This window comes from Companilactobacillus halodurans, from assembly GCF_009600995.1.
Taxonomy (GTDB): Bacteria; Bacillota; Bacilli; order Lactobacillales; family Lactobacillaceae; genus Companilactobacillus; species Companilactobacillus halodurans.
In genome coordinates this window covers 25,454-49,275 of the sequence record NZ_VDFO01000012.1, presented here as the reverse complement: position 1 = coordinate 49,275, position 23,822 = coordinate 25,454, and the positions used below count along the sequence as shown (strand labels likewise).

The 23,822-nt window shown below is 37.4% G+C and carries 22 protein-coding genes and 2 pseudogenes; 4 read left to right on the top strand and 20 right to left on the bottom strand.

Annotation, left to right across the window (positions count from 1 at the left end; translation table 11 throughout):
* Positions 1-12: 12 nt before the first annotated feature.
* Genes FHL05_RS04510 through mobQ form a run of 9 tightly spaced genes read right to left on the bottom strand, consistent with a single transcriptional unit; the run spans position 13 to position 9,054 of the window.
* Positions 13-1,167, bottom strand: coding sequence for a phage tail tip lysozyme (locus FHL05_RS04510; protein WP_153522154.1), 1,155 nt, complete (start codon positions 1,165-1,167; stop codon positions 13-15).
* The gene (locus FHL05_RS04505) at positions 1,168-2,586 is read right to left on the bottom strand and encodes a type VII secretion protein EssB/YukC (RefSeq protein ID WP_153522153.1); all 1,419 of its coding nucleotides are present in this window, start codon (positions 2,584-2,586) and stop codon (positions 1,168-1,170) included. It lies immediately after the preceding gene.
* On the bottom strand, positions 2,579-4,594 hold the full coding sequence (locus tag FHL05_RS04500; RefSeq protein WP_153522152.1) for a VirB4 family type IV secretion system protein: 2,016 nt from the start codon (positions 4,592-4,594) through the stop codon (positions 2,579-2,581). Before FHL05_RS04500 ends, FHL05_RS04505 begins: the two co-directional genes overlap by 8 nt.
* 11 nt (positions 4,595-4,605) lie before the next feature.
* A complete protein-coding gene (trsD, locus tag FHL05_RS04495) occupies positions 4,606-5,265 on the bottom strand; it encodes a TrsD/TraD family conjugative transfer protein (RefSeq protein WP_153522151.1) in 660 nt (219 codons plus the stop codon).
* Positions 5,234-5,596 (bottom strand): hypothetical protein, encoded by a 363-nt coding sequence (locus tag FHL05_RS04490; RefSeq protein WP_014216295.1) that lies wholly within the window; start codon positions 5,594-5,596, stop codon positions 5,234-5,236. Before FHL05_RS04490 ends, trsD begins: the two co-directional genes overlap by 32 nt.
* 20 nt (positions 5,597-5,616) lie before the next feature.
* Entirely contained in the window at positions 5,617-5,952 is a 336-nt protein-coding gene (locus FHL05_RS04485; protein WP_024855764.1) for a CagC family type IV secretion system protein, read from the bottom strand.
* 1 nt (position 5,953) lies between these two features.
* Positions 5,954-6,568 (bottom strand): hypothetical protein, encoded by a 615-nt coding sequence (locus FHL05_RS04480; protein WP_153522150.1) that lies wholly within the window; start codon positions 6,566-6,568, stop codon positions 5,954-5,956.
* A 35-nt stretch (positions 6,569-6,603) separates the two neighbouring features.
* Entirely contained in the window at positions 6,604-6,942 is a 339-nt protein-coding gene (locus tag FHL05_RS04475; RefSeq protein WP_102196778.1) for a hypothetical protein, read from the bottom strand.
* Between the two features lie 51 nt (positions 6,943-6,993).
* A complete protein-coding gene (gene mobQ, locus FHL05_RS04470; protein ID WP_153522149.1) occupies positions 6,994-9,054 on the bottom strand; it encodes a MobQ family relaxase in 2,061 nt (686 codons plus the stop codon).
* A gap of 271 nt (positions 9,055-9,325) precedes the next feature.
* Between mobQ and FHL05_RS04465 the strand changes: the two genes are divergently transcribed.
* Positions 9,326-9,535, top strand: coding sequence for a hypothetical protein (locus tag FHL05_RS04465; RefSeq protein ID WP_021816943.1), 210 nt, complete (start codon positions 9,326-9,328; stop codon positions 9,533-9,535).
* A 19-nt stretch (positions 9,536-9,554) separates the two neighbouring features.
* The gene (locus tag FHL05_RS04460; protein ID WP_057881666.1) at positions 9,555-9,833 is read left to right on the top strand and encodes a hypothetical protein; all 279 of its coding nucleotides are present in this window, start codon (positions 9,555-9,557) and stop codon (positions 9,831-9,833) included.
* A 130-nt stretch (positions 9,834-9,963) separates the two neighbouring features.
* On the opposite strand, the pseudogene FHL05_RS04455 reads toward FHL05_RS04460, so the two are convergent.
* From FHL05_RS04455 to FHL05_RS04435, 5 genes and pseudogenes are all read right to left on the bottom strand, one after another.
* Positions 9,964-10,705, bottom strand: a pseudogene (locus tag FHL05_RS04455) (Fic family protein); the annotation flags it as partial.
* Positions 10,706-10,755: 50 nt separating this feature from the next.
* Positions 10,756-10,953 (bottom strand): hypothetical protein, encoded by a 198-nt coding sequence (locus tag FHL05_RS04450; RefSeq protein ID WP_057868195.1) that lies wholly within the window; start codon positions 10,951-10,953, stop codon positions 10,756-10,758.
* Positions 10,954-11,106: 153 nt separating this feature from the next.
* Positions 11,107-11,652: pseudogene (locus FHL05_RS04445) on the bottom strand (replication initiator protein A); the annotation flags it as partial.
* Positions 11,653-11,827: 175 nt separating this feature from the next.
* Positions 11,828-12,160 (bottom strand): DUF5388 domain-containing protein, encoded by a 333-nt coding sequence (locus FHL05_RS04440; protein WP_051564175.1) that lies wholly within the window; start codon positions 12,158-12,160, stop codon positions 11,828-11,830.
* A 2-nt stretch (positions 12,161-12,162) separates the two neighbouring features.
* Positions 12,163-12,975, bottom strand: coding sequence for a ParA family protein (locus tag FHL05_RS04435; RefSeq protein ID WP_025085226.1), 813 nt, complete (start codon positions 12,973-12,975; stop codon positions 12,163-12,165).
* 616 nt (positions 12,976-13,591) lie between these two features.
* Between FHL05_RS04435 and FHL05_RS04430 the strand changes: the two genes are divergently transcribed.
* Positions 13,592-14,548, top strand: coding sequence for a winged helix-turn-helix domain-containing protein (locus FHL05_RS04430; RefSeq protein WP_153522147.1), 957 nt, complete (start codon positions 13,592-13,594; stop codon positions 14,546-14,548).
* Between the two features lie 693 nt (positions 14,549-15,241).
* On the opposite strand, the gene FHL05_RS04425 is transcribed toward FHL05_RS04430, so the two are convergent.
* The 6 genes from FHL05_RS04425 to FHL05_RS04400 form a co-directional block, all read right to left on the bottom strand.
* On the bottom strand, positions 15,242-16,114 hold the full coding sequence (locus FHL05_RS04425) for a PRD domain-containing protein (RefSeq protein ID WP_153522146.1): 873 nt from the start codon (positions 16,112-16,114) through the stop codon (positions 15,242-15,244).
* 103 nt (positions 16,115-16,217) lie between these two features.
* Complete coding sequence (locus tag FHL05_RS04420; RefSeq protein WP_153522145.1) at positions 16,218-17,030, bottom strand: Cof-type HAD-IIB family hydrolase; 813 nt, start codon at positions 17,028-17,030, stop codon at positions 16,218-16,220.
* A gap of 278 nt (positions 17,031-17,308) precedes the next feature.
* Entirely contained in the window at positions 17,309-18,736 is a 1,428-nt protein-coding gene (gene lacG / locus FHL05_RS04415) for a 6-phospho-beta-galactosidase (RefSeq protein ID WP_153522144.1), read from the bottom strand.
* Complete coding sequence (locus FHL05_RS04410; protein WP_153522143.1) at positions 18,733-20,466, bottom strand: lactose/cellobiose PTS transporter subunit IIB; 1,734 nt, start codon at positions 20,464-20,466, stop codon at positions 18,733-18,735. Before FHL05_RS04410 ends, lacG begins: the two co-directional genes overlap by 4 nt.
* A 64-nt stretch (positions 20,467-20,530) precedes the next feature.
* Positions 20,531-20,881, bottom strand: a complete 351-nt coding sequence (locus FHL05_RS04405; RefSeq protein WP_153522142.1) for a PTS lactose/cellobiose transporter subunit IIA — start codon at positions 20,879-20,881, stop codon at positions 20,531-20,533.
* Positions 20,882-20,894: 13 nt separating this feature from the next.
* Complete coding sequence (locus tag FHL05_RS04400) at positions 20,895-21,749, bottom strand: PRD domain-containing protein (protein ID WP_153522141.1); 855 nt, start codon at positions 21,747-21,749, stop codon at positions 20,895-20,897.
* Between the two features lie 383 nt (positions 21,750-22,132).
* On the opposite strand from FHL05_RS04400, the gene FHL05_RS04395 reads away from it, so the two are divergent.
* Positions 22,133-23,308: an IS256 family transposase gene (locus tag FHL05_RS04395; RefSeq protein WP_153522140.1), complete on the top strand. Its 1,176-nt coding sequence runs from the start codon at positions 22,133-22,135 to the stop codon at positions 23,306-23,308.
* The last annotated feature ends 514 nt before the right edge of the window (positions 23,309-23,822 follow it).

Below are 23,822 nucleotides of genomic sequence, written 5' to 3'. Positions count from 1 at the left end.
GTTGGTTCCTCCTTACTTCTTGATTGGCCGAGCTAACGTTACATCGCTACCACTTAGTAAGCTATAAAAGGCGGTGCCAAAGGTGCTTTCGTTAACCTTGTCGCCTACGCCACCTTGTTCAATGATTTTGGTGGCTTTGCCTTGCCATTTGCCTAGCAGAATGGCAGTATGGCCGTTGTTTCCGGCTCCCACACCCTGATTGACGATGACAATATCGCCGGCTTTCGCGTCATTTTCACTGATTTGTTTCAAGTATTGATGGCTACCTTTGGCGTCACTAGCCATCGTGCCGGTAAACCAGCCCATGTTGGCCGGTACCTTGTAACCAGCTTTATTAAGCGCTAACCAGACAAAGCCCGAACAATCAGTTCCACCAGTTTTGCTGGGATTCTTTAAATCACTGCCTAAATTGGGGCTGGGGTGGGTTTGAACATAGTAGAAATCGCCTTTCATACTTTCTGCGTTTTTAACGATACTACCGCCGGAATAGCTCGGGTCACTATCACAACCTAGATTGGTCAGATCGCCGGAACTCGCATTGTCTAACGTATTACCGGCCACTGGATCACTCGCCCCGAACACGGAATACCAGTGATCGGCATAACCGTATCTTTGGCTTAAATACCATTGTTCCGGGTTCTTGCTCATGCCTTCATAATCCATTAACCAGGCTTTCGTCGCTTTGTGCACGTCCGTATATTTAAAGATCTGCTTGTTTGACGCATAGTAACTACTGTTCAATTCTTGATCGAGATAGTCCAACTGAACCCCGAGATTGGTCGCTGGTTTGTTTTCTTTGTGGGCTAAGTCCTCCAACTTATCTTTTCGGCCACCTAACCACTGGGCTAAGCCCGTGGCCCCGGAGCTTGAATTGACGGACTTAGGATCAAGGCGACTTTCTAGTTGTAAGACGCCCAAGATACCGGCGGCCGCTTGTGGCGTTGCACCATACTTCTGTTTCCAGTGCGCATAGATATTTTTGGCATTTTCCGTCATGCTCTTACTATCTAATTGTGTTTCTGTAGTGGTTGAGTTATCACAACTGTTTTCTTGCAATTGACCAGTAAGCGCGGCAATTAGCAAGATGATTAGCAGAAGGGCGCCACCCACAATATAAGCAATCAATTTCCACTTCTTTTTCTTATATTCAAATGACAATACCTGCATTTAATCACCCACTTTGTGCTTGGCCTGATCGACTTGTTTTTGCGCTGCTGATTGGTCACTCTGCGCGTTCTTTAAGTCCGACTTAGCCGAATCCACCTTCTTGTCTTTGTCCTTATCTTTACTGCCATCAATCTTGTTGGCGTCATCTAACTTCTTTTGGGCATCGCTAACTTCGTTCTTAGCGGCATTGAGACTTAACAAGGCTTTTAAATACTTAGCTTTAGGACTGTCCACGCCGGCTAACTTGGTTTGGACAGTCTGGGCGTCTTGCGTATCATTATGGGCGAGGAAAGCTTGCCCTATTCTCAATAACACATCAGCGTTCGTCGTAAAGGATAATTGGTTATTAAGCGTATTGGTATCATAATTAACAATCGCTTTTTCAAGCTTCAACTGGTCTTTTTGTTTGCTCGTTGCCTGAGTTGGTAACTGCCAATCGGCCACTTGACTGCTATCTTGGTTGGCATAAGCCGCATTAACAACCTTGTTCAACTGACTTGGGTCAACCTTTAAGGCTTGCTGGTACTGACGATGTTTTAAAAAGACACTGACTTGCTTAGCTGAAGGATAGCCGGCCCGTTGCATATCTTTTTGCGCTTCTGACCACTTCTGATCATTTAAAGCGGTCTGAATTTGACCGCTATATTTTAATCGCGTGACCTGGGCTTGGTTCTGGTTAGCTAAGCTTTGATATTGCCGTTCATCACTTTTATGAACTAAGCCGACGGCCAAAATGGCCACAATCGCCACCCCGGCCACGCTCAACCATAAACGTTGTTTGTTTTTCTTCTGGGCGGTTTCAACTTCCTGCCATTCGTGATAGCTCACAAAGTCCTCAATCCCATTAACCACTTCCGTTAACTCATTTAACGACGTAGCTTTAGCTACTTGTTGTAAATAGTCATCCGGGTGTTTGGCCAAGGCTTCTTGGGGATTGCTTAGTAGCCGTTCATAGGGCGTCCCCGTCAAGCAAAACAGAATCAGTGCTTTGTATTTGGCTAAATTGCTATGCTTGTCATCATAAGGCATGAGTTCATTGGCCCGGTAGGCGTACCAAACATGTTGCATTGGGTAATACCACAGGTTAGCTGGGTTCAACGCAACGTGATACTGGCTATCGTTAACCACCTTTTGCGTCATGATTTCCTTGGCAATCGCTGACCGGATTGCTTTATTTTCATGTGGTAATTCCTTTAATGATCTGACCTTATCCGGCAAGGTATAAGTTAAAACAACCTTCTGGTCTTGCTCAACCACGTTAACTAACTGCAAGAACTTGGAATCATTTTGTTTTAATTCGTTTAGCTCACTCAACTGGTCATATCGAAACTGATTGTGATTGAGTTCGAGAATTAACTTGTTTCCCTGTCGCTTGAAGGTGCCAACCTCGATATTCAATAACTGGTTTGGTTTACTCATTTAAAGTCCCTCCTTCCTCCTCGGAGGTAGTTAAAGCGTCAATCTCACTAGGTGTTAAGGCCACGCGCTTTTGATAGTCCGGTTGCCCGGCTGTCTCACGGTTGTATTTTTCTTGGTAAGCTTCTGGGTCGATTAGTCGTAGTTCTTCTTCGGTCAACTCGACACGCATAAAGGCGCGTTGGCTACCATAGATCATCAGGGCTTCGCCTTGTCTACGACGTTCTAGTAGCTTCTTTTCTTTATCCGAGAACGTCATACGCAATTTGGTAATCACATCATCAACGCCTTTACCGTCAAGACCAAAGAACACTTTGGTGTAGGAGTTACCAATAATTGCTTCCCCAATATTTTGCCCTGTATCAGTTGTTCCCTCAATCACATCTTGGATTTGCTGCGTTCCGGCAATCGCTCCAGCATTGTACTTTCTAAATCGCTTGTATGCTTGATGGAAAAAGGTGGCAGCCGCTTTGTGTAAGGTTAAAAAGTGAAATTCATCGACAAACAATTTCTTGCGGCTATGCCGATCTTTGGTGATTTCGTCCCACAAATACTGGAAGGTATTCAGATAAGCCGCTGATTGGACTTCCTGTTCACTTTGTAGTGGTTTTAGATCAAAAGAAATGATTTTCCCTTTTAAGTTAACGTTGGTGTGCCCGTCAAATAGGCTGTTAGAACCATGGGTATAGCTGCCTAAGATGTAGTAGAAGTCTTTAACCCGACTGAACTTATCTGCGTCCTTATCAGCCAGTTTCTCCAACTCGTCATAAACATTGGATAAGGTCGGCCACTGATCGTCTTTAATCTCTTTTAAGCGGCTGTATTTCAAAACACCACTGTTGACGTAAGCTTGTTTAACGACATCATCAAGGATTGCCAGTTCAACTTGGGTAATCCCGGTTTTAAGGACTTCAAAGAATCCCTTTAATCGCTGGATTTTATCTTTAACTAGTAAATCAAGGTTCGTGACCGCCTCATCGGCGCTTAGGATTTCTTCGGAGAAAATTTGGAGCGGGTTAATTTTGTACTTAGCATTCGAGGTTAGGTGCAAGACTGCGCCACCCAGGGCTTCAACAATCTTGGTATATTCGTTTTCTGGGTCAATAATGTAGAGTTGATAGTCTTGAATGGCGTAGCGTAAGATTTTCTGAATCATATAGGTGGTCTTGCCGACCCCCGAGGTGCCGATAATGACTTGATTTTGATTTAGCGTCTTGTTGCGATCCAGCATATCTACGGCAATTAAGCTGTTGGTATCTTTGTTAACCCCTTCAATATCAGATCTAGGCTTCAAGTCCAAAATCTCCGCGTCGTCAAAGGGAAACATGCTGCTGGCGACTTCGGTATTACTTTCTTTATAGGTGTAATCCCCCATGAGGTTCTCGTTAATTGGCATGGTTGACCAGAAAGCTTGAAAGGTTGCTTTAACGGGCACTAAGGGCTTCATTTGTAGTTTAATCAACGTATTCTTGACGTTCTCGGTTAAGTCATCTAATTCCGCTAAACCGTTAGCCCGCAGATAAACCAACATATGTTGATAGACAAATGTGGTAGAATTATCAAGGTATTTATCTAGTTGCATGTTGGCTGAATCAATATAATTTTGCAGAATCTTCTTTTTATACGGGTCGAACGTATTTAACTTCTGCGCTTCCTTATTTTGAATCGTCTTCTTGTAATAGGTAATCATTGAATTGTTACTGGCGCTGTCGATATATTGCACAATATCGATAACGCCTTTTTTGCGCTTCAATTCTGACAACCAGTTGCCATACACCCGCTTGGGATAGTCAGCAATCGCTAACACCCGAATAAAATTCTCGCCCGACTGGACGTAGGTGGGGTACTGTTCCCAGCTAAACGGGAATAGTGAATGCAAGCTATCGCGATCAATCAGCTTGGTAAAGTCTTCAACCTCCGGTTTTTGTTTATTAACCGCTGGTTCACTATTTTGCCTACTTTCTTTCTTGGTTGGCATGAACAAATCAATGACCTTATCGCCAAAACTCATACTGTTGCCTCCTATCCATTGAAATTGATTAAGTTCTTTAAAATCTCTTGGACTTCCTGACTAGTCAAAACTTTGGCCGTCACATCAAAGTCCGTTAACGCATTTTCAATATCCCGTTTAACCTGTTCGATCTTTTCGTCTAAATGAGTGACCGCTAGGTTTAAGCTCTTAACACTTTTGTCTTTAATTGGCACCTTAACGATTAGCAGATGTTGCTTAGTTGTCATGTTTTTGGATTCTTGGACTTTAGTAAAGTGATCCAAGTAACTGGCTATGAGCTGGATTTTGAACTGTTGCTCCGGGTGGTCTTTTTGTAAGGCGAGATACCGCCGTTTGAGACCATTGAGATAAGCCGTAATATTGACGGGAATCGTCGGTTCTAAGAACTGTAATGTGTCATCAACACCTTCACCTAAGGTACTCATGAGAAAAGCGCCATAGTCCTCAAAGACGTCCTGTTGTTCGGTTTCATTAAGTAGATCAAGGTTGATCCCACTAACTTCCAAAATGCCAACGAGATTACCGGTTTTGGTAACTTCGTAGTTACCATACATACCCACCACCAAACTCATGTCATCAATGGTCTCTTTACCACCATTGATTTTAGGCGGTTGGTAATCCCAATCGAGCTTCGCTGATTTATTGGCGGTTTTGCTCTTCTTCAAACGCATTTAGTTCACCTCGCTTCTTCGGTTTTAAATAAAACAGTTTCTGACCATTGGCATAGCGGCGTTTCAACTTAAAGTTATCCCGCACTTTAATATTCTTCCGCGCCGCAACTGGCCTAATTGTTAAAATAGCCATGACAATCGTCATGGCTAAGACAACAATCACTATTTTTATCAGGACTAAGATCAGACCATAGGGTGGGATCGCAATAAAAATTAAGCCCACTAGTCCTGCCAGCGCCGCATAGCCAAAATCCTTCAAGGTGTAGTCTTTCCAGATCCCGTAATCTTTATCTACGTTCTCTGGGAAGATAAATTCTTTTCCTTTCTTCATTTGGCAGGCTCCTTTTTAAATTAAGTGAATAGGCTGTAAACCCAAGGTAATAGCCAGATAATCGCTGCCGCTAGGGCCACTAAACCAGCCACCCGGCCAACCGCGTGATAAACTTCTGATTTCTCTCGCGGATCGTCTGCGTCAGGCATTCTTTTGATAATAATAAATAGCGCGACACAAATCCCAACTAAAACGACCAAGCCAGTTAAAATACCTTGGATCGTCTTACCAGCGCTGGTTAGCTTGCTTTTAACTTCGCCACCGTCCGCCGCCAAAACAACCTGGGCGTTCATCAAGCCCAAATAAATCGCAGTAGCTCCAGTAGTTGCTAACGCTTTTACTTTGCTGAACTTCATGTTATTCCTCCTTCCTATCGTCTTCTGATGTTCTTAATTGAATTTGTTCTGCCTGCGTTTCTTCTGGCTCACGCTGATAGAACTTGTTCATTTGTTCCTCGGCAATTTGCTGGCTTGGTAATGGATCGGTGGCTAATTTGACGCGGCCGTTTTCACTCGTGGCTAAGTAATACTCTTTTTCTGACTGGCCTAGTTCTTGGGTCTCTAAGACATGCAAATTATGTTCGTAACGGTCTAAGGCGTTATCAACTTCTAAGCCATAGAAACCTAAGAAACCTTCCAGGAAACTCTCACCAAAAAAGGTCATTTCATTTTTGATCTGCTTATATTGATGAGTCGGTTTATCACTTACCAATTTTTCGGCCTTTTTAGCATTTTGACTGTCTTCGTGGCGATTAAACCAACCACTAAGCTTTAACGGCTCAGTCTTCAACTGGCGTTTAACGGTCTTCTTAATCATTGCTTGCCGAACTTCATCGATTGGCTGACCGTCTTGATCTAATATCGCTTGTAGCTGCTTCTGGTCAGTTAGTGCTTGGTCGTCATCAACCACAATCGCCTTTTGGTCATCATGTAGTAACTTGCCATTAATGCCTTGCCAGCTTTCTACTTTCATTAAATCACCTCCTCAAAAAAAGCGCGTTAGGGTCGCTAAACAACTAGCTTTCCCCTAACCCGCCCGGTAAAATGGATTGTTAGGAGGGTGACACCCAGAATCGTAACTTCTAGGTGCTGATCCTCGTTAGCAACTTCACTGCTTACGAGGACGCCCTCTTTTTTTATGTGATTTTTAACCCACTCTATCCCTTCATCAGATATTAATTTATTGGTACCTGAACCAAGCAAAAATTGATCAGGAAACTCTGGATGTCGTTTGATCCAGTTGCTGACATAATTTCGGCCACGCCCCAGCTTGTGATTAGCTTGCGTTACGCTGTACCATTCCTGATTGCCTGTCACATGTAAGTTCTCCTTTCTTAATTTAGTCATAATTTAACATCAAAAGGTGTAACTTACACCATTTATTTTTTTACATTTAGGTTACAAGTGCCTGCCCCCATCTTCATGCCGGTTTCGAGTTTGGTGTTGCCGTTGCTTTTTCGTCATTTCCCACTCGGTCTCTTTTAAGCCACGTAGTTGCTGCTTTCTTAGATAGTCCGTGTTCTTCGCATATAAAATGGTTATTAAGGCTTCGTCCAAAATATTAGTCAGGTAGTTTTTCGGGCTAGTTGGGTAATAATTAATAGCCTGATAGTCCTTAATTTGGTCTTGCTTATATTGATCAAACCGTGTTGTCTGTTGTTTCAAAAGGGCTTGCACCATTTCAATTTGTTTGTGATCCAACTTAGGATCTTGGCCACATTCGCCGATAAACAGTTGCCGGGTGCCATCATGTTTTAAGACCCGTTGCAGTCGATGATCCTGAATATCTTTTAATTCCATTTTACCTAACAGGTAATTTAAACCGGCTTGGTGTTGCTGACTAGTAAAGACTACCGGTGGCTGCTGTTGTAATTGACTAAGATCCTCGGCGCTTAATGGCTTTAATTCTGGGTCATAGTAAACCACAGCGGTATAGATTTGCTCCTTATCAATCGTCTCTAGCTTATCCATGTCACTGTCCGGAAAAGCAGTCGTTAGAATGCTGTTGTATTGAGTTTGCACTACGGCTTTAACTTCCCGCATGACCCGTAAATTTTTCACCGCTTTAGAAATGAATTCGAGTTCGTTAGGTTGATAAGCGGCTAGCATGCCCCGATTAGTATGCTTCAAATCGTCTAACTGGTGACCATGTTTGGCTAGTACCGTGGTTAATTGCTTCTCAATTGTTTGGGCCTGCTGATTAACTAACTGCCAGCTGGTATATGGCCGCTTGGTAAACGTCAATAATTGCTGGGTTAATAAGTCGTTTCGAATATTCATTAAACGTTCGTTTAATTCACTGCCTTTGAAAATCGTTTGTTCACTATTAGTTTCTTTAATCAGTTCCCGTCGTTCAGCTGCGGTTGTCTGTTCAAAATTAAGTTCCGGATAAAGCTTTTTCGTTGCTCGTTCCACCACTTTATTTAACAACTGGTTAGCTTGTGCTAGTGATGTCGTTTGCTGGTCAATAGTCAGCAGTTGTTTAGTTACATCTTCACCAACCGCGTGTTTGATTAATAAGCTGTTCTTCCAATTAAATAGCATGCGCTGTTTATCGTCTAAATGTTCTAAATCGACATAGGTTTTCAATTGCTGACTTAGATGACTAATTGTGTGTTTTTCAGAGAACGATAGCTCGTCAGTTAACGCGTCAAAATGTTCATGATTTCTTATCTTTTCGTCAAGATTATGATATTTAGCTTGAGCGTTTCTTTGCGCTCTAACTTGTTGATTAAATGCTTTTCGATTTTTTCTTTGGCTGTTAATGCCTTCGTGTTGGGTAGGTGTCTCTTGAATCCCTTGATCGACAAACGATTTTTCACTAATCCGATCCGGAATATTTTTTTGTGCTAAGAACTGATTAACACTCAACGCCCAATTTTTTCGCCACTCATTAATTTTTTCCTTTTTATCCCAATCAACCAACCAAATTTTTCTTTGTTTTGGAAACCCGCTTTTGGTTAAAAGTTGCTTGCCATTTTCATCTTTAATGTACTGCGTCTTTGCTTTTAATCCCCAACTACCATCGGGGTTAAATGGGCGATTGGTTAACATCACATGTGCATGCGGATTGTCTGGGTGATCGCGATGAATTGCTACGTCAGCTACCATACCTTGATCGACAAAATCTTCTTGCACATATTTTGTCAGTAATTCTTTCTGTTCGGATTCACTTAATTCTACCGGTAAAGCCACGTTAAATTCTTTTGCATACCGTGAGTTTGATTTACGATCGTTCTTTTCAACTTCATTCCATAATTTTTCTCGATCACTGGCCCATTCTGGTGCATTTTTTGGGGTTAAAATAAAGCTTTCTGGAATTACCGATCGGGCATAGAAATATCGGCGACCTTCTTTATCATCAAATAATTTTTCACCACTTCGATAAGCCGCACTGGCAATCGCACTTCGTCCTTTTCCAGCACTAATATTACTAAAACTCATATGAAAAATTGCCATGTAAGTCACCTCTTTACTTTGATTCTATGGGTTTTCTTCTGTTGTCGACATCGGCGACTTCTAATACAGTTTTTTTGGGGGTTAGCACAACATAGAATTTATTCTATGTGTAAGTGCGCATTGACCTCATTTCACTCGTCCTACTGATTCCCATAAATTTACTTATAGTGTATGCATTCCGCTTTGCTATTTCAACTTCTATCCTTTGATTTAACGTTCTCTGTATGATATAGTGTCGGTGATTATTTTTAATATGATTGGAGGAATCATTATGTCTCAAAGTAACTTAGAAAAACAAGAAGCTAAATTAAAACAGCTTAATCAAAAGATTAAAGCTGAAAAAAATAAAATTGAACAAAATCTCGGTAAGCAAATCATTAGATCAGCCAATTTGGATTATGGGACACTTACTACTCCACAGATTAAAATGATTGCTAAAAAAGTTGCCGCCTTTTTAAATCAAGCTCAAAATAACCGATAATAGTTAGGTGGTAATGACTATGCCTAATCAATATGAAAAACTAGTTGAGCAACAAGCGCGTTTAAAACAAAAAATTGAGCGAGAAGATTTTAAATTACGGCAATCTAAATACTACGAAAATCGGCAAGCCCGCAAAGCCCGTTCTCGCCGATTAATTCAAAAAGGGGCTTTGCTAGAAAAATACTTTCAAGCTGATAATCTCTCGGTTGAACAAACCGAAGAGCTTTTAAAAATATTTGCCGATTACGTTAATGTCCATAAACCAAATAAACTCAAAAACGATCAACCTAATAACTAGGCCGATCGTTTTTATTTTCAGGATTATTTTTTGGCTTAACTTCTAGATTGTTTTTAGCAAAGTCTTTGAGATGGTTTTGGGTTCTTTTACTAATCTCGTCTTCAACTAATTTAAGTTCTAATTTATCCGTTTTTTTTAGTTGCTTGTACATCTGGTTTAATTCATTAGCACTTAATTTTTTTGTTTGCTCGAATTTGTAATCCTTGAATACCATTATCATATGTCCACTGTTTAATTTTAGTCATGTCATTAGTCTGATAATAATTGGCAATTAGTTCGTTCCATTGATCCCACTTATCTAACGGCACATTGATTAAGCCTGCACCACCGTCAATCATAATTTTATTAGCACTTAAAGTCGCCGTCCTTTTGTTCCCGTCCCAAAAGATTTGTTGGCGCATATTATGATACATGACAGTCAATGCTTTATCAGTAATCGTCGTTCGTGGATCAGCCAAGATTTTTTGTAAAAAGGATTGTTCTTGTTTTTCGTTAATTAAAGGTGGTTCAAAAAAGTCTTCACTACCTAAATCAACTCCTCCTTTCCCTTGCCGTAATTCTCCCGGTACTAAGGCGTCTTCCGCTGCCACAATCTTGTTGATTTGTTTTTCCATGGTTAACGTTAAAGTGGAATTTTGAGCAGTGATATATTGCCACCCACGCTTTAAATTAACAATCGTCAAAACATCTTCAACAGGTACTCCTGCTACGCTCATACCGTCCATAATAGTTTGTGTTTGTGGCAAAGTGGTATTAACGCCTTCAAAACGAGCGTTAGTATGCACTAACTTGGTAAAGTTTGCTCGGGCAAACCGTTGGTTTTCTGCAGCTGTGAATTTATACTTGTCCATATATGTTCGAGTTTTAGCCATATTTTGTGCCTCCTTTTTATTTCAGTCACTGATTATTTGACCTGTCCATGTTAAATCACAAAATGCTTTTCGTTGATAATTTGCTCTTGGCGCTTATCTAAGAGGTAAGTGTGTAACGCGTCAAACAGCTTGCGTTTATCAGGATCTGGATTATGAGCTGCTTGCTCCCAAATGTCTTGAATATCGACTGCCCATGGGTCAGCCAACAATTGATCAATTGTTTCGACTTCTTTGCTGGATTTGGTCATTTAAAAAGCTCCTTTCACATTCCCTTAGTTCAGTCATCGCCAATTTAGCCACTAAAGGTACCTATTTTTGCTTTTAAGCGATTTTAAAGCGATTTTAATAATTATGCATGTAGCACTTAAAACGGCTTAAACGAGCTAATATGACGTTTAATTTCAAGAACGCTCGTTATCAATATTTTGTTCTTTAGGGTGTTTGGCCGCATATTTTCTAGCTGCTTGTTGGTTCCACCAAACACCAAATAGGTTTTGCATGGTGCCGTACAGGTAGTTCTCAACATTCTTGATATGTTTCTCATCGCTTCTTAGGGCATTAAAATAGCGTCTTAATGTTTTGGTCATCATTTTTTTTAAATCAGGGTCATCTAATAGAATCCATACGCCTAAATCCTTATGTTCTTTTTCAACAGCATATTTGGCGTTTAAGATAATGCCAATAAAGCGCCGCATTTGTTGCGGAGTTCGGCACCAGAAGCTAAGTAATTGCACGGCTTCTGGTTCTAAGAAAACCGGTAAGCCACTGTCTTCATCAGTTAAGAAGTCATTAGCATGGTTCACCAAATCCTGGTTTTGCTTTTGAATTTCTGCTGGTGAGAAATGGGCTGTGGAAAAGTCCAACTTTTGAGTATCTATATTGTATCTGTTTTTGTCTCTTTCTTTAGGTTCTCTATATAGATTAAGTCCATTTTTTGAACTTCCGCTCGGGCTGTACGATAAATAGAGTTGATAGGCATTTTGCCATCAACTCTATTTATCGTACAGCCACTAAAGGGGCCATTCCAAAGACGTTAATGAGTAACGTCTTTTTTTATATGTTGAAGGTTTAAGTTGTCTTTCAACAAAGTGTTAAATGTTAAATATATAATGTTATTAACATTTAGTTCTTCATATTATCTTTTTCTTCCAAAATTTCAAACATCCTATCAAATCTACTCTTATCACTTTCCGGCAATCTGTCTATTTCATTCTCAACCAACTGTTTGACTAATTCTTTTTGAGATTTCGCCATACCCAGGTTCAACAGAGCCGATATTTTGTTTCTAATATGATTATCCACTCGAACATTTACTGGGAAAGTAACACCAGAATCTGGCATGTCAACGACATCTTTTCTCTTTACTTGGTTCTCAACGACAACCTTGGTGCCACGCTCAAGCGTAGATTTCTTTGGTTTTGAAATTTTTTTGTCATCGTGTCTCAGCATCCCCATGACTATTCACCTAACCTTTCGATTATTTCTTTAGCCACACCCGTAAATGCTGCATGTACCTTTTTGTCCCAAACGTCTTTTTTATTATCGGTAATACCGGTCATATCCATACGTTTGATTCTTTCCATGATCATAATTTTATGCTGGAAAATATTATCTTTACCAAATTCAGATTCGGCTGAATTTAAAATTTCTTCATCAACTGCCGCATTACGTTTTGACAAAACAGGTAAGATACCCATGACATCAACATCAGAATTAAAATCATCAATCAATGTTTTTTGTAGATAATCAATTAACACTTCTGCACCTGACAATGATCTTTCTTGTGTTTGTAAAACGACGATGATCTGATCACAAGCATTAAATGCAGTGTCATTTGGCAACGAAATTGTTGGTGGAACATCAATAAAAATAAAGTCATAATCTTTCTTCAAAGATTCAATCTTATTTTTAAAGAAATCTACTTTATCCTGCTCAGTTTTAATATTCTTATCCAAGTATCGGTTATACATACTGAAGTCCACTGCGTTAGGAATCAATGATAAATTCTCATCGATTGAAATTGCAATATCCTTCAAGTCAAGATCATCATTCACAGCTGTCATAAGTGAAGTTTCAATTGTAATGATTTCATCATTTGTTTTGATACTTTTAGTCTTTAAAAATAAAGATGTTAAGTTAGCCTGAGGATCAAAATCAATTGCCAAAACCTTATAACCTAATTTGGCCAGGTTATAACTTGTTAAAGCTGTAGTACTTGTTTTTCCAACGCCACCCTTAAAGTTCAAAAAAGATAATACTTTCGCAGTCATAAAAGCTCCCCCAATAATTTTATACTTCAATATTAACACACCTCTGCATAAGTGTTAATAATACTTATGGTTCAATGTATAAGCAGTGTTAAATGTATTTAACATATAACATTTAACACTTTGTTCTAGGCTAAACTACCGATATTTTTATATCAATATTTTTCAAGAAAGCTATCGTATCAAAGATTCTCTCTGTTAAGCCTTTTACATAATGTTAAATACATTTCACACATAACATTTAACATTATGTTATATATATAATGTTAAATGTTAAATGTTAAATGTTAAATGTATGAGTTGTTGATATATCAAGGTTTTTGTTGATTTTATGCTTCACAGAATATATATTTAAGACAGAAAAAAAGAGTCGCACTTTTTAAAAGTACGACTATATATATAAAAGAAAAAAGCGTTGAATCCTTAATTGTTACCCGCGATTAAGGATTCGGCAATGAGTATTCCACACATACTCACTACTTTTAACGCTCTGCTTTAATTCTTATTATAGATTGTAGGCAGAGATAAATCAATTATTTAATCGTTAAAAGACTGGTGGGGATATTTGCTCATCAGTCTTTTTTCTTTCTATGAAAAAACATGGAAGGATGACAATAATATGTCTAACGATAAAACACTACAAGAAGCGATGAAGAGGGCTAAACAAGATTTTGTTGAACCGAAGGGATACATTGCATTGATTGATTTAGGAGACAAATCTCTTAATGGAAATCCAACTCAAGTTTTCTCAGCTATTTATAATCGACTTGGCTTAAGTGTCCAAAATGGAGAAGACTTCTTCGATCGTAAAGAAAATCGATACTACGTTGTATACACTTATTCCGATTTGGCAGAGTTGATCAATCAATCAACTAAAACTATCTCAAGAATCATGGACAAACTAGTTGAAGCAGGATTAATCTTCAGAAAGAAATGCTTTAACGGAACTTACAAATTATTTCCATCTTTGCCTGATGCTGTTAAAGAAAAGTTCTTAGGTCATTCCAAAAAAGACGTTGCAACAGATGCTCCTCAACAAGTAGAAAGCGCTGATACAACACCTGCGGACAAAAAGTCTTCTTCGAACAAGACAAATAGTCTACTTAATTACTTGAACTTCAATCACTTGAAATTACGTTCTAATAATACTAATAATTCTAAAATTAACGAAAATATCGACAATGTCGAAATAGCTGCCGAAGAAAGCACTCTTTTATCATATGGAATGCCTCAAAACCTAATAGACACTTTGGTTAGTCTTTCTTACGGAAGTGCTAAAAAACTGACTAACTATGCTAAATTGATTATGAACGCTAAGAAGAAAGTTTATCGAGATCTGAATTATCGTAAGGAACCTCTAGCAAGAACGGCAACAATGTTTGAAAATAATGAATTTATTAAAGACCGAATCAATCGTGAAGTTTCTAGAATTATTTTGTATGTTGGTAAAAAGTATCATGATCAAGAATCAATGGATAAAGTTATGTTTACATCGTTTAAAAACTTCTTCCAAGAATGCTTTGACTTATTAAAAATGTACGGCTCTATTGAGAATCAGACAAGTCTCGTTTGTTAATTGTCTCCCACAAAGTGTTAAATATATTTAACATATAACATTTAACGCTTTGTGGGAGGATGACATAAATCTGAAAACTGATGATTACTTAATGCAAGATAAAATAAAAAGGTCGAAAAGGGAAGATTAGAAAATTCCTTTTTTAAACACAAAGAAATCAATGTTTAAACTGGTCAAGGGTGTGGATTAGACGACCCTGTTTTGACCACAACTTTTGAGAAAAACGAGTTTATATAAACGACAATAGTTAACGAAATAAAGAGAATTGTCATGAAGACGCTAAAAAGTAAAAAGGCCAGACCGGAGAATAGATCGGCCTACATATTTAGATCTTTCCAAAATTATTTTGCTGAAGCATATTATAATCACTACGAATCTATTCAAGATAAGCCGGATAATGAGGACCTGTTGGCTTTTTGGTTAAATACTGTCAAGTTATCAGATATTAAGTTGTTGAATCATACTTCTATTTTATTTATGAGAAGGATAGAGCCTTTATAACTTTATAAAGTTATAAAAATATAATTAAGGGCAAGAGTTGAACTATATTCTTTATAATCTCTACTATGAAAATCGAAGATGTAAACTCTTCTACTTGGTGAATTATGTAAAACAGTAAAATCGATATAATAAAGATTTCTATCATAAAAGATTCTCTCTGTTTCTTATTTTGAAGTTCACTTACTTCTTCTCTTATAATATAAAAACTGGATTCTGATTTAGGCCATCTTCTTGTGTAATTCTTTGTATATGAATGATAAAATACAATAGCTCTTTACTACTTAGAGATATCCCCATTTCAATCTTGATTGCTCTAGAAATTTGTTTAGCAATATCTGTTGATCCTGGATAATTTCTCTCTACTTCTTTTTCGATTTTTTCATCAAATTCTGTATCTTGAGCCATATTATTAAGACGTTGTGATAAATACTGCATGTGTATCATAAATCTATCGTAGTGACTGCTATTGCTTTTAGTACGAAAAATATTATTTCTTATTAAAATATCATTGATTAACTTATGAAAATCAATTTTCCCATCGTCTTCCTTTAATTGCTTACCATCCTGACCCTCAGCATTTATAAAATGTAGTGCAATATTTTTTATTTCAGATTCCGGTAACTTAATATTTAAATTACTATTAATAATATTTAATCCCTTACTAGCAATCAAATATTCATCAATATATTTATCACTCATATCCGGTATTTGACTTGGTTTATAAGTTCCATCGACATAACGTTTATATGCACCATAGATATGGTCACTCAAAGTTATATAAATGTAGTCCAAAGTTTGATAACCAAACTTCTTTTTGGCGTAATCAACAATTTCATAAGTGGTAGTTACAATATTAATAGGAATATCTTTTAAGAGAAAGTAAAGGTTCTTTTGAGAATCGGCCGAATCTAAATAAAAAATCTTTTCAATTTTTGAACTATCTAATTCAGAATTTTTAGATTTATTAAATCCAATTCCTTTTCCTTTAACTATAGCTTGCTGGTTATCCCCAAGATCAACAATAGCGGTATTATTATTAAAAATCTGCTTTATAATTAATTGCATAATTCCTCCTCATATAATTAATTATAAATGACTTAACTTGCTTTGACGTTAAATTACTAAAAAAAATGAAAGCGCATGCTAATAATTGGCATCATTTCCACCTTTATAAAGAAAATTTCTTAATTGCAAGAGCTACACCACTATGATTATTATCAGCTGTCACAAAGTCTGCAACCTCTTTAACACCCGGCTGAGCATTCTCCATGGCAATACCTTTACCAACTTTTTTCAGCATTGGAATATCGTTATCACGATCCCCCATGGCCATCACTTGATTGAGATTGATATTTAATTTATTACACAAAGCTTCCAAAGCCACACCTTTGTTGACATTCTGAGGGAATACTTCTAGGAAGCCCACACCAGTTCTAACTACAAAATAATTTTTATCAAATCGTTGATGAACTTTATCGCTTATTCCATCCAATTCACTCTTTTCACCGTTGATAATTGCCTTTACTATTTGAAAATCATTTGGTAACTGATCTGGTTCTTTAAGATAAAGTCCGTTTTCATTTTCATAAGCCTGCATAATAGTATATTTATCAAGCCACTCTTTACCACTTGTATAAGTATTACCATCCTTATCTACAACATTATAATGTAATTGATTGTCTTCGATAAACTTAACGAATTCACGATAAAACTCATTACTCATTAATTCTTGGAATACTATTTTGCCACTTAGATTTTCAATAATGGCACCACCGTTAGTAATCATATATTGATTTGATCCTTTGATACCAAGGCCTTTCACATATTTTATAACGGCGTTATGAGTTCTACCTGAACATAAAACCACCTTAATTCCCTTCTCTAGAGCTGCGTTGATTGCTTGTTTATTCTGTTCAGAAACAACCTTCTCTGAGGTTAATAAAGTGTCATCCATGTCTAGTGCTATTAACTTACAATCCATAATTATCTCCTCGCAATCCAATTATATTATATATATTTTTCCAAAAAAGAGCTTTGAGATTTAAACAAAACCTCAAAGCTCTTTTAACTATTTTCAACGATTTTTCTACAATTACCAATACCTAGGTAAGATAGAAAACAGCTATCTAATATTGGCAACCTATACCTCTATCAAAGTAAGTTTCATTGCAGATCCCTGTTTTAAATCAACAACAAACCAATCATTATGGTATATAAATCAAATACTAAAATATTTCAATTCAAGGGGTGAACTGGGCTTTACTTCATTGTATCTGATAATTCTTTAAACCATAGTGCACTCTTTTTGACATAACGTTTTTGGTTGTCAAAGTCTACATAAAATAGACCATAGCGCTTATTATATCCATTTGACCAAGAAAATTGATCTTGCAATGACCAAATGAAGTAACCATTTACATCGACACCTTCAGAACGAGCCTTCAACAAAGCTTGAAGATGTTGATCAACATAGTCGATTCGTTTTGGATCATCGTAGACATAATCATCAGTTACATTCTCGGGAACCTGTTCCTTCATACCAATACCATTTTCAGTAATATAAATTGTTTTACAATTCTTATACTCTTTATGAATACGTGTCAAAACATCGTACAAACCTTCTGGGTAAATATTCCAATCCCAATCTGTTGTTGGAATATCAGGATTCTTTACAGTCTCACAAACTCCGTGGAATCTAAATGAACTTGTACCTTTATCACCAGTACCGTTAAAAGTATTTCCACTTTCGCCATCATAAGCTTTTACATATTGATTTTGATAATAATTTAATCCGAAGAAATCATTTTGAGTACTTGCTTTCTTTAAGATGTCCATATCCCCATCTTTAATTTCAAGATGAGCATCGTTCTTATCAAGAATTTCATTAATTAAGGCCATCGTCTCATCACTATATTCGCCTAAAAATGTTCCATCAAGTAAGAATCTATTAATAAAAGCATCCTGTAACGCAGCAGCGTGACGGTTTTCTGGTGTATTTGTAATTGGATAAACTGGTTCAATCACGTGAATTAAACCGATCCTACCTTTGCATCCCATTTCTTTAAATAAGTTAACTACACGAGCATGTGCTAATAGTTCATTATGTTCAGCTTGAATAGCACTTGAAACATCAAAGTGATGATTTGGTGGGAAGTTACCACCGATATATTGTGATTGGGCCAATGAAATTAATTCATTAATTGTGAACCAGTTCTTAACTTCAGGGAATTCCTTAAAGCAGAACTTGGCATAATCAACAAAATAATCAATTTGCTTACGATTTAACCAATCTCCTTGGTCAAATAAGGTCTTAGGAGTATCAAAATGATGCAAAGTGACATATGGTTCAACTCCATCATCTAAACATTGTTTAAATAGTCGATGATAGTATTCAACACCCTTTTGATTTGGTTCACCAGTTCCATTCGGAAATATTCTTGTCCAGGCAATTGAAACACGAATTGCATTCAAGCCATATTTCTTTGATAAAGCCAAATCTTCTGGGTAACGATTGTAAAAATCACAGGCAGGATCAGGACTGAAACGACCTTGTTTCTTCAAATAATCGTCCCACATTGTCTTACCTTTACCATCAACTTTAGTATTACCTTCAACTTGATATGCTGCAGTAGCACCACCAAGTACAAAGCCCTTTGGTAACGATTTTACACGATTAATTAATGTCATTTTGTATCTCCTTCACTTTTATCGTCGTCATTCTGTAACTTATCAACAATAAACTTCAATGCTTTATCAGCATGTCTTGTTAGATCAATATATTGTTTACCAGTTGTAGTGATCATCTTAACATCACTATGATCAGCTTCTTGTTTCAATGAATCCTTCATAGCATCCATTTGTGGAGCAAGTACTGTAACATCCATATCAGGTAATAAATCACTGTGAGCACCGTAAGCGGCAGCAGCAGCTTCAACAGGTAAATCTTTTTCTTTAGCCATCTTATTCAAAGCGTTAGCAAGGATACCGGAAGTACCACCACCAGCACAAATGACTAGAATGTTTAACGCTTTTTTATCTTTAGTTAAGCCTAGAGGAATATCACCAGCAGCTGTTGCAACAACAGCGTCTGTAGCTACATTTGCATCTGAATCAGGATTTTCGGCAGCAGCCTTATCCTCTTCAGCTTCTTCTGCAACCTTTTGCATATCATATGCTTTGAAGAATGGGTAGTAAACTACACCATCCATTACAATTAAGGCAACGGCTAAAATTACAGCTTGGATTGAGAATCTAACACCCATGATCAATCCAATAGGACCAGGAGTTGTCCATGGCAAGTTGAAGACGAATCCATTCATTCCTAAGTAATCAACGAATATCTTGAATAACCAAACGTTCAAAATAGGTGTAGCAATAAATGGAATAAAGAAGACAGGATTCAAAATAAGTGGAGCACCGAACAAGATTGGTTCATTAACACCAAATGAAACAGGAATTGCGGAAGCACGTCCAACGGCTTTCAATTCTTTTGACTTTGCCCAAAGAGCAAACATATACGTGATAACTAATGTAGCACCAGTACCACCTAATGTAGCAACAAAGAATTGTGTACCTTGTGACAAGATATGTGTAGCGTGACCACCAGCCTGAACAATCTTCATGTTGGCATCAACATTTGTTAGATAAATGGCTTCAACAGCAGGTTCAACAATTGATGGACCTTGGATACCAATGAACCAGAAGAAGGCCATGGCACCATAGATAATAGCTAATCCGACATAACCATCGGCAGCTGTGAACAATGGAGCTAATACTTGAATGATCCAAGCAGCCAAGTTAGTACCAGTTGCCATTCTGAAGAAAATATCAAACAATCCAAAGAATGATGTTGATAATGCGAATGGAATGATATTAGCAAAAGCTGAAGAAATATTCTGTGGTACTTGATCAGGCATTTTAATAGTAATGTGATTCTTGAAACATACATAGTATAAATTTGGAACGATGAAACCTACTAAGAATGCTGCTAGTAAACCTTTAGTACCCATGTATCCTTCTGTGAAGAATAGACCTACTTTATTTGTAAATGGATCTACAGCAACTAGTAGAAAGGCAATCTGTGAAGCAAACATTACGGATGCTGGTGGAATTTGGTTAATCTTTGGCAAGCGTAAGTTCAAACTCTTTGTAAGTGCTCTGGCAACATTAGCTGCAGCCATCAATGATAGAACACCCATTGAGTAGTTGTATATCTTCATTAATCCATCATTAACATTTGTTGGCCAGTAAAAGCCCCAAATATTAGGAACAGCCGAAACAAGAATGAACAATGACGAGAAAATGATGATTGGCATTAGTGAAATGAAACCATCACGAACGGCTTGTAAATAAATGTTGGCTGAGAGTTTCTTAAAGAACGGTTGTGCTTTTTCGATTTGTTTAACGATCGTATTCATAAGTACTTTACCCCCCAGAGTTAGTTTTTTTGAATACTATTTTAAATAATAATTTCTCAATTAATTAGTTCTTCATGTCTAATTTTTCTTCAATTTTGTTGATGCGTTCATATTCATCAATAAAGAATTTGCATTGATCCATCAACATCATAGTTGTCATTAAAGTATCTTGACCGTGGACCATAATAAATGTAACGTCCATATCCATGCCACCAGCTTCATCAGCTAGTAACTTTGTTTGCTCATTGTGAGCGTCATTAATCGACTGTTTTGCTTCTTCAACTAATTTTTTAGCTTCTTCAATCTTACCTTCACGGGCATTATCCAAAGCTTTAAGTAATGCTGTCTTAGCATCTCCTGCATAAGCAACAATTGTGAATCCTGTCATTGAAATATCTTCTTTTGTAACTGCCATAATAATTTACCTCTTACTTTATAGTTTTTTCCTTAGTTAATCGTTGAATGTGAATTATGAAATAGAGTAGTTCACTGCCACTTAATTTTTTAGCAAGTTTGTTTTGAAGTTGATCATAAATCTCATCAGCAATCTTAAAAGATCGTGGATATGACGTTTTCATCTCATCTTCCAATTTCTGATTAAACTCTTCATTATCTTCATTTTGGTCATCTAGTCGGCCAGTTAAATATTGTAAATGTATCATGAAACGATCATAATAATTGCCATTTTCCTCTTTCCGAAAAATATTGTTTTCAGTTAGAACCCTCTTAACAATCTTATTAATGTTCATCATTCCATTCTTCTTAAGATGATTGGCCCGTTTTTCCTCACCGCGTGCATTAATAAAATGTAAAGCAATACTTTTAATTTCGGACTCAGGAAGAGTTATCTCCAAATTGTTATTAATTACATCTAAACCATGACTTGCAATTAAATATTCAGTTGTATATTGATTGCTCATATCAGGAACCAAGCTTTCATGGTACGTATCTGATAGAAATCTTTGATATGATCCAAAGATGTGGTCACTTAAAGTGATATAAACAAAATCCAAAACATCATAGTTAAACTTTTGTTTAGCATAATCAATAATTTCATAAGTAGTCGTTACCACATCTATTGGTATATCCTTCATCAGAAAGAACAAATTTTCTTGTGAACCTTTAGTGTTCAAATAAAATAATTTTTCAATCTTATTTGTATCTAAATTTGATCCTTTACTCTTATTGAAAGCGATTCCCTTACCTTTAACAATTGCTTGCTTCTGATTTCCTAGGTTTACCAAAGCACTGTTATTATTAAAGATTTGAGCAATCTCAACCATCAACTTTTCCCCCTCACTAAACGCAAAAAGGCAAGATTACAGACACCACAGACGCACACGACTATAGTTTTTCGTATAGTCGTACATCATTCAGTGTCTAGCAATCTCGCCTAATTTAATAGTAACAATTTACTAGCTATTCATCTTTCAACACAAATAAGTATATAACACTTCCAAACATCTGTAAACGGTTTCAAGCATATTTTTTTGTAAAAGCTAAATTTTATAAATTAGAGCAATTTTTTTATTATTGTTCTGATACTTCTGAGAGCGTAAAATATCTTGTATAAATGCATAAAAGATTTCTGAATTGTATAGAAATAGGGAATGCCTTCCCTTATGATAATTAGTAACCACAGAAAACATCACAGGAGGCATTCCCCATGAATGAACTTACCACAGAAATTATCGCTGCACTAGCCCAAAAGCAAGATTTGGACGAAGTTTTTCGTCACCACCTCGAAATTGCGATTAACCAGCTGCTTCAAACCGAATTGGCAGAGTTTTTGGGTTACGAACGCTACTCATACGCTGGGATTAACACTGGTAATAACCGCAACGGCAGTTATGAGCGCTCGTTTGATACGAAGTACGGCCAACTTAACTTAACCATTCCTCGAGATCGCAATGGCCGGTTTGAAAATCATACCTTGCCAGCCTACGGTCGGCACAGTGATAATTTAGAAACAACGGTCATTCAGTTGTATACCAAGGGAATTACCACTGCTGAAATTGCCGAACTCATTGAGAAAATGTACGGTGCTCACTACTCCAAAGCCACGGTTTCCAACATGACTAAAGCCGTCAATGAACAGGTTCAAGCTTTCCAGCAACGTCGACTGGCTTCACAATATGTGGCCATCTTCTTAGATGCCACTTACTTGCAGTTAAAGCGGGATACCGTTCAAAAAGAAGCCGTTCATATTGCGATTGGCATTCGTCCAGATGGTACGAAAGAAGTGCTGAACTACCAAGTGGCGCCAACGGAATCGACTGGAATCTGGACTGAACTGCTGGGAACCTTGATCAAGCAGGGCGTTAAAGATGTGCTGTTGTTTGTGGCCGATGGGTTAGTTGGTTTGGATGAAGGCTTGAATCGGCATTTCCCTAAAGCCAAACGACAACGTTGCCTGGTTCATGTTGGGCGGAATCTGATGAACAAAGTTCGCGTAAAAGACCGCAAGGCCGTGATCAGTGACTTTAAACAAGTTCATCGGGCCGCCAACCGTGAAGCAGCCGAACTGAAACTGAATGAGTTCGCCAACAACTGGCATCAGACCTATCCCAAATTAATCAAAGATCTGCTTAAAATGCCGAATTTACTCACTTTCATGGACTTTCCACCAGCTATCCGGCAATCACTATACTCCACTAACCTGATTGAGAACTTTAATAAGCATCTCAAGCGCACCACCCACCACAAAGAACAATTTCCAACGGAAGATTCACTGGATCGCTTCCTGGTTTCTCAGTTTAATGTTTATAACGAGAAGTCTCTGAAGCGGATCCACCGAGGGTTCAAAGGACTCCAGGACACCTTGGAAGCATCATTTATTTAAGTTAGATACATATTATATGTACGAAGGCATTTCATTTACACAAGATTCTTGACGCTACCTGATTCTTTGAAATGAAGTATAAATAATATTTAATTATTAACTTTCTGGTATTGATGAATAATCAATACCAGTTTTTTAATCTCTAGAAAATAAAAAAAGAACATCACTGTTCCCATGTTAAGATTTAAGCGACTAAACCCAATCAAACATGGAGAAAACAATAATGTCTCAAGACAATTCTATACTATGTGCACTCGATATAAAGACAATAATATGAGTAATGTTTCAGTCAAGGACGGTATTGAGTATCATTTGATACTCAATATATTTGTAAGAACTGTGCTAGCACCTGTGGTGCTCACAGTGATTTATTAATCAAAAATCATACTATGACTAAACAAGTTCAAAACAGAACATTTGCTATGGCCAAGGAATCCTTCACTTTAACATCAATTGCTAAAATCATCGGAGTATCAGTAAATACAGTAAGCAGAATCTTATATGACAATATCAA

What these genes read in the sequence shown, in the direction of transcription:
- FHL05_RS04500 (WP_153522152.1), bottom strand. Translation starts at nt 4,594, where the DNA reads ATGAGTTTTGGCGATAAGGTCATTGATTTGTTCATGCCAACCAAGAAA.
- FHL05_RS04400 (WP_153522141.1), bottom strand. Translation starts at nt 21,749, where the DNA reads ATGGTTGAGATTGCTCAAATCTTTAATAATAACAGTGCTTTGGTAAAC.
- FHL05_RS04505 (WP_153522153.1), bottom strand. Translation starts at nt 2,586, where the DNA reads ATGAGTAAACCAAACCAGTTATTGAATATCGAGGTTGGCACCTTCAAG.
- FHL05_RS04485 (WP_024855764.1), bottom strand. Translation starts at nt 5,952, where the DNA reads ATGAAGTTCAGCAAAGTAAAAGCGTTAGCAACTACTGGAGCTACTGCG.
- FHL05_RS04440 (WP_051564175.1), bottom strand. Translation starts at nt 12,160, where the DNA reads ATGGGGATGCTGAGACACGATGACAAAAAAATTTCAAAACCAAAGAAA.
- FHL05_RS04405 (WP_153522142.1), bottom strand. Translation starts at nt 20,881, where the DNA reads ATGGCAGTTACAAAAGAAGATATTTCAATGACAGGATTCACAATTGTT.
- lacG (WP_153522144.1), bottom strand. Translation starts at nt 18,736, where the DNA reads ATGACATTAATTAATCGTGTAAAATCGTTACCAAAGGGCTTTGTACTT.
- mobQ (WP_153522149.1), bottom strand. Translation starts at nt 9,054, where the DNA reads ATGGCAATTTTTCATATGAGTTTTAGTAATATTAGTGCTGGAAAAGGA.
- FHL05_RS04395 (WP_153522140.1), top strand. Translation starts at nt 22,133, where the DNA reads ATGAATGAACTTACCACAGAAATTATCGCTGCACTAGCCCAAAAGCAA.
- FHL05_RS04475 (WP_102196778.1), bottom strand. Translation starts at nt 6,942, where the DNA reads ATGACTAAATTAAGAAAGGAGAACTTACATGTGACAGGCAATCAGGAA.
- FHL05_RS04410 (WP_153522143.1), bottom strand. Translation starts at nt 20,466, where the DNA reads ATGAATACGATCGTTAAACAAATCGAAAAAGCACAACCGTTCTTTAAG.
- FHL05_RS04425 (WP_153522146.1), bottom strand. Translation starts at nt 16,114, where the DNA reads ATGCAATTAATTATAAAGCAGATTTTTAATAATAATACCGCTATTGTT.
- FHL05_RS04450 (WP_057868195.1), bottom strand. Translation starts at nt 10,953, where the DNA reads ATGACCAAATCCAGCAAAGAAGTCGAAACAATTGATCAATTGTTGGCT.
- FHL05_RS04510 (WP_153522154.1), bottom strand. Translation starts at nt 1,167, where the DNA reads ATGCAGGTATTGTCATTTGAATATAAGAAAAAGAAGTGGAAATTGATT.
- FHL05_RS04430 (WP_153522147.1), top strand. Translation starts at nt 13,592, where the DNA reads ATGTCTAACGATAAAACACTACAAGAAGCGATGAAGAGGGCTAAACAA.
- FHL05_RS04480 (WP_153522150.1), bottom strand. Translation starts at nt 6,568, where the DNA reads ATGAAAGTAGAAAGCTGGCAAGGCATTAATGGCAAGTTACTACATGAT.
- FHL05_RS04435 (WP_025085226.1), bottom strand. Translation starts at nt 12,975, where the DNA reads ATGACTGCGAAAGTATTATCTTTTTTGAACTTTAAGGGTGGCGTTGGA.
- FHL05_RS04465 (WP_021816943.1), top strand. Translation starts at nt 9,326, where the DNA reads ATGTCTCAAAGTAACTTAGAAAAACAAGAAGCTAAATTAAAACAGCTT.
- FHL05_RS04420 (WP_153522145.1), bottom strand. Translation starts at nt 17,030, where the DNA reads ATGGATTGTAAGTTAATAGCACTAGACATGGATGACACTTTATTAACC.
- trsD (WP_153522151.1), bottom strand. Translation starts at nt 5,265, where the DNA reads ATGCGTTTGAAGAAGAGCAAAACCGCCAATAAATCAGCGAAGCTCGAT.
- FHL05_RS04490 (WP_014216295.1), bottom strand. Translation starts at nt 5,596, where the DNA reads ATGAAGAAAGGAAAAGAATTTATCTTCCCAGAGAACGTAGATAAAGAT.
- FHL05_RS04460 (WP_057881666.1), top strand. Translation starts at nt 9,555, where the DNA reads ATGCCTAATCAATATGAAAAACTAGTTGAGCAACAAGCGCGTTTAAAA.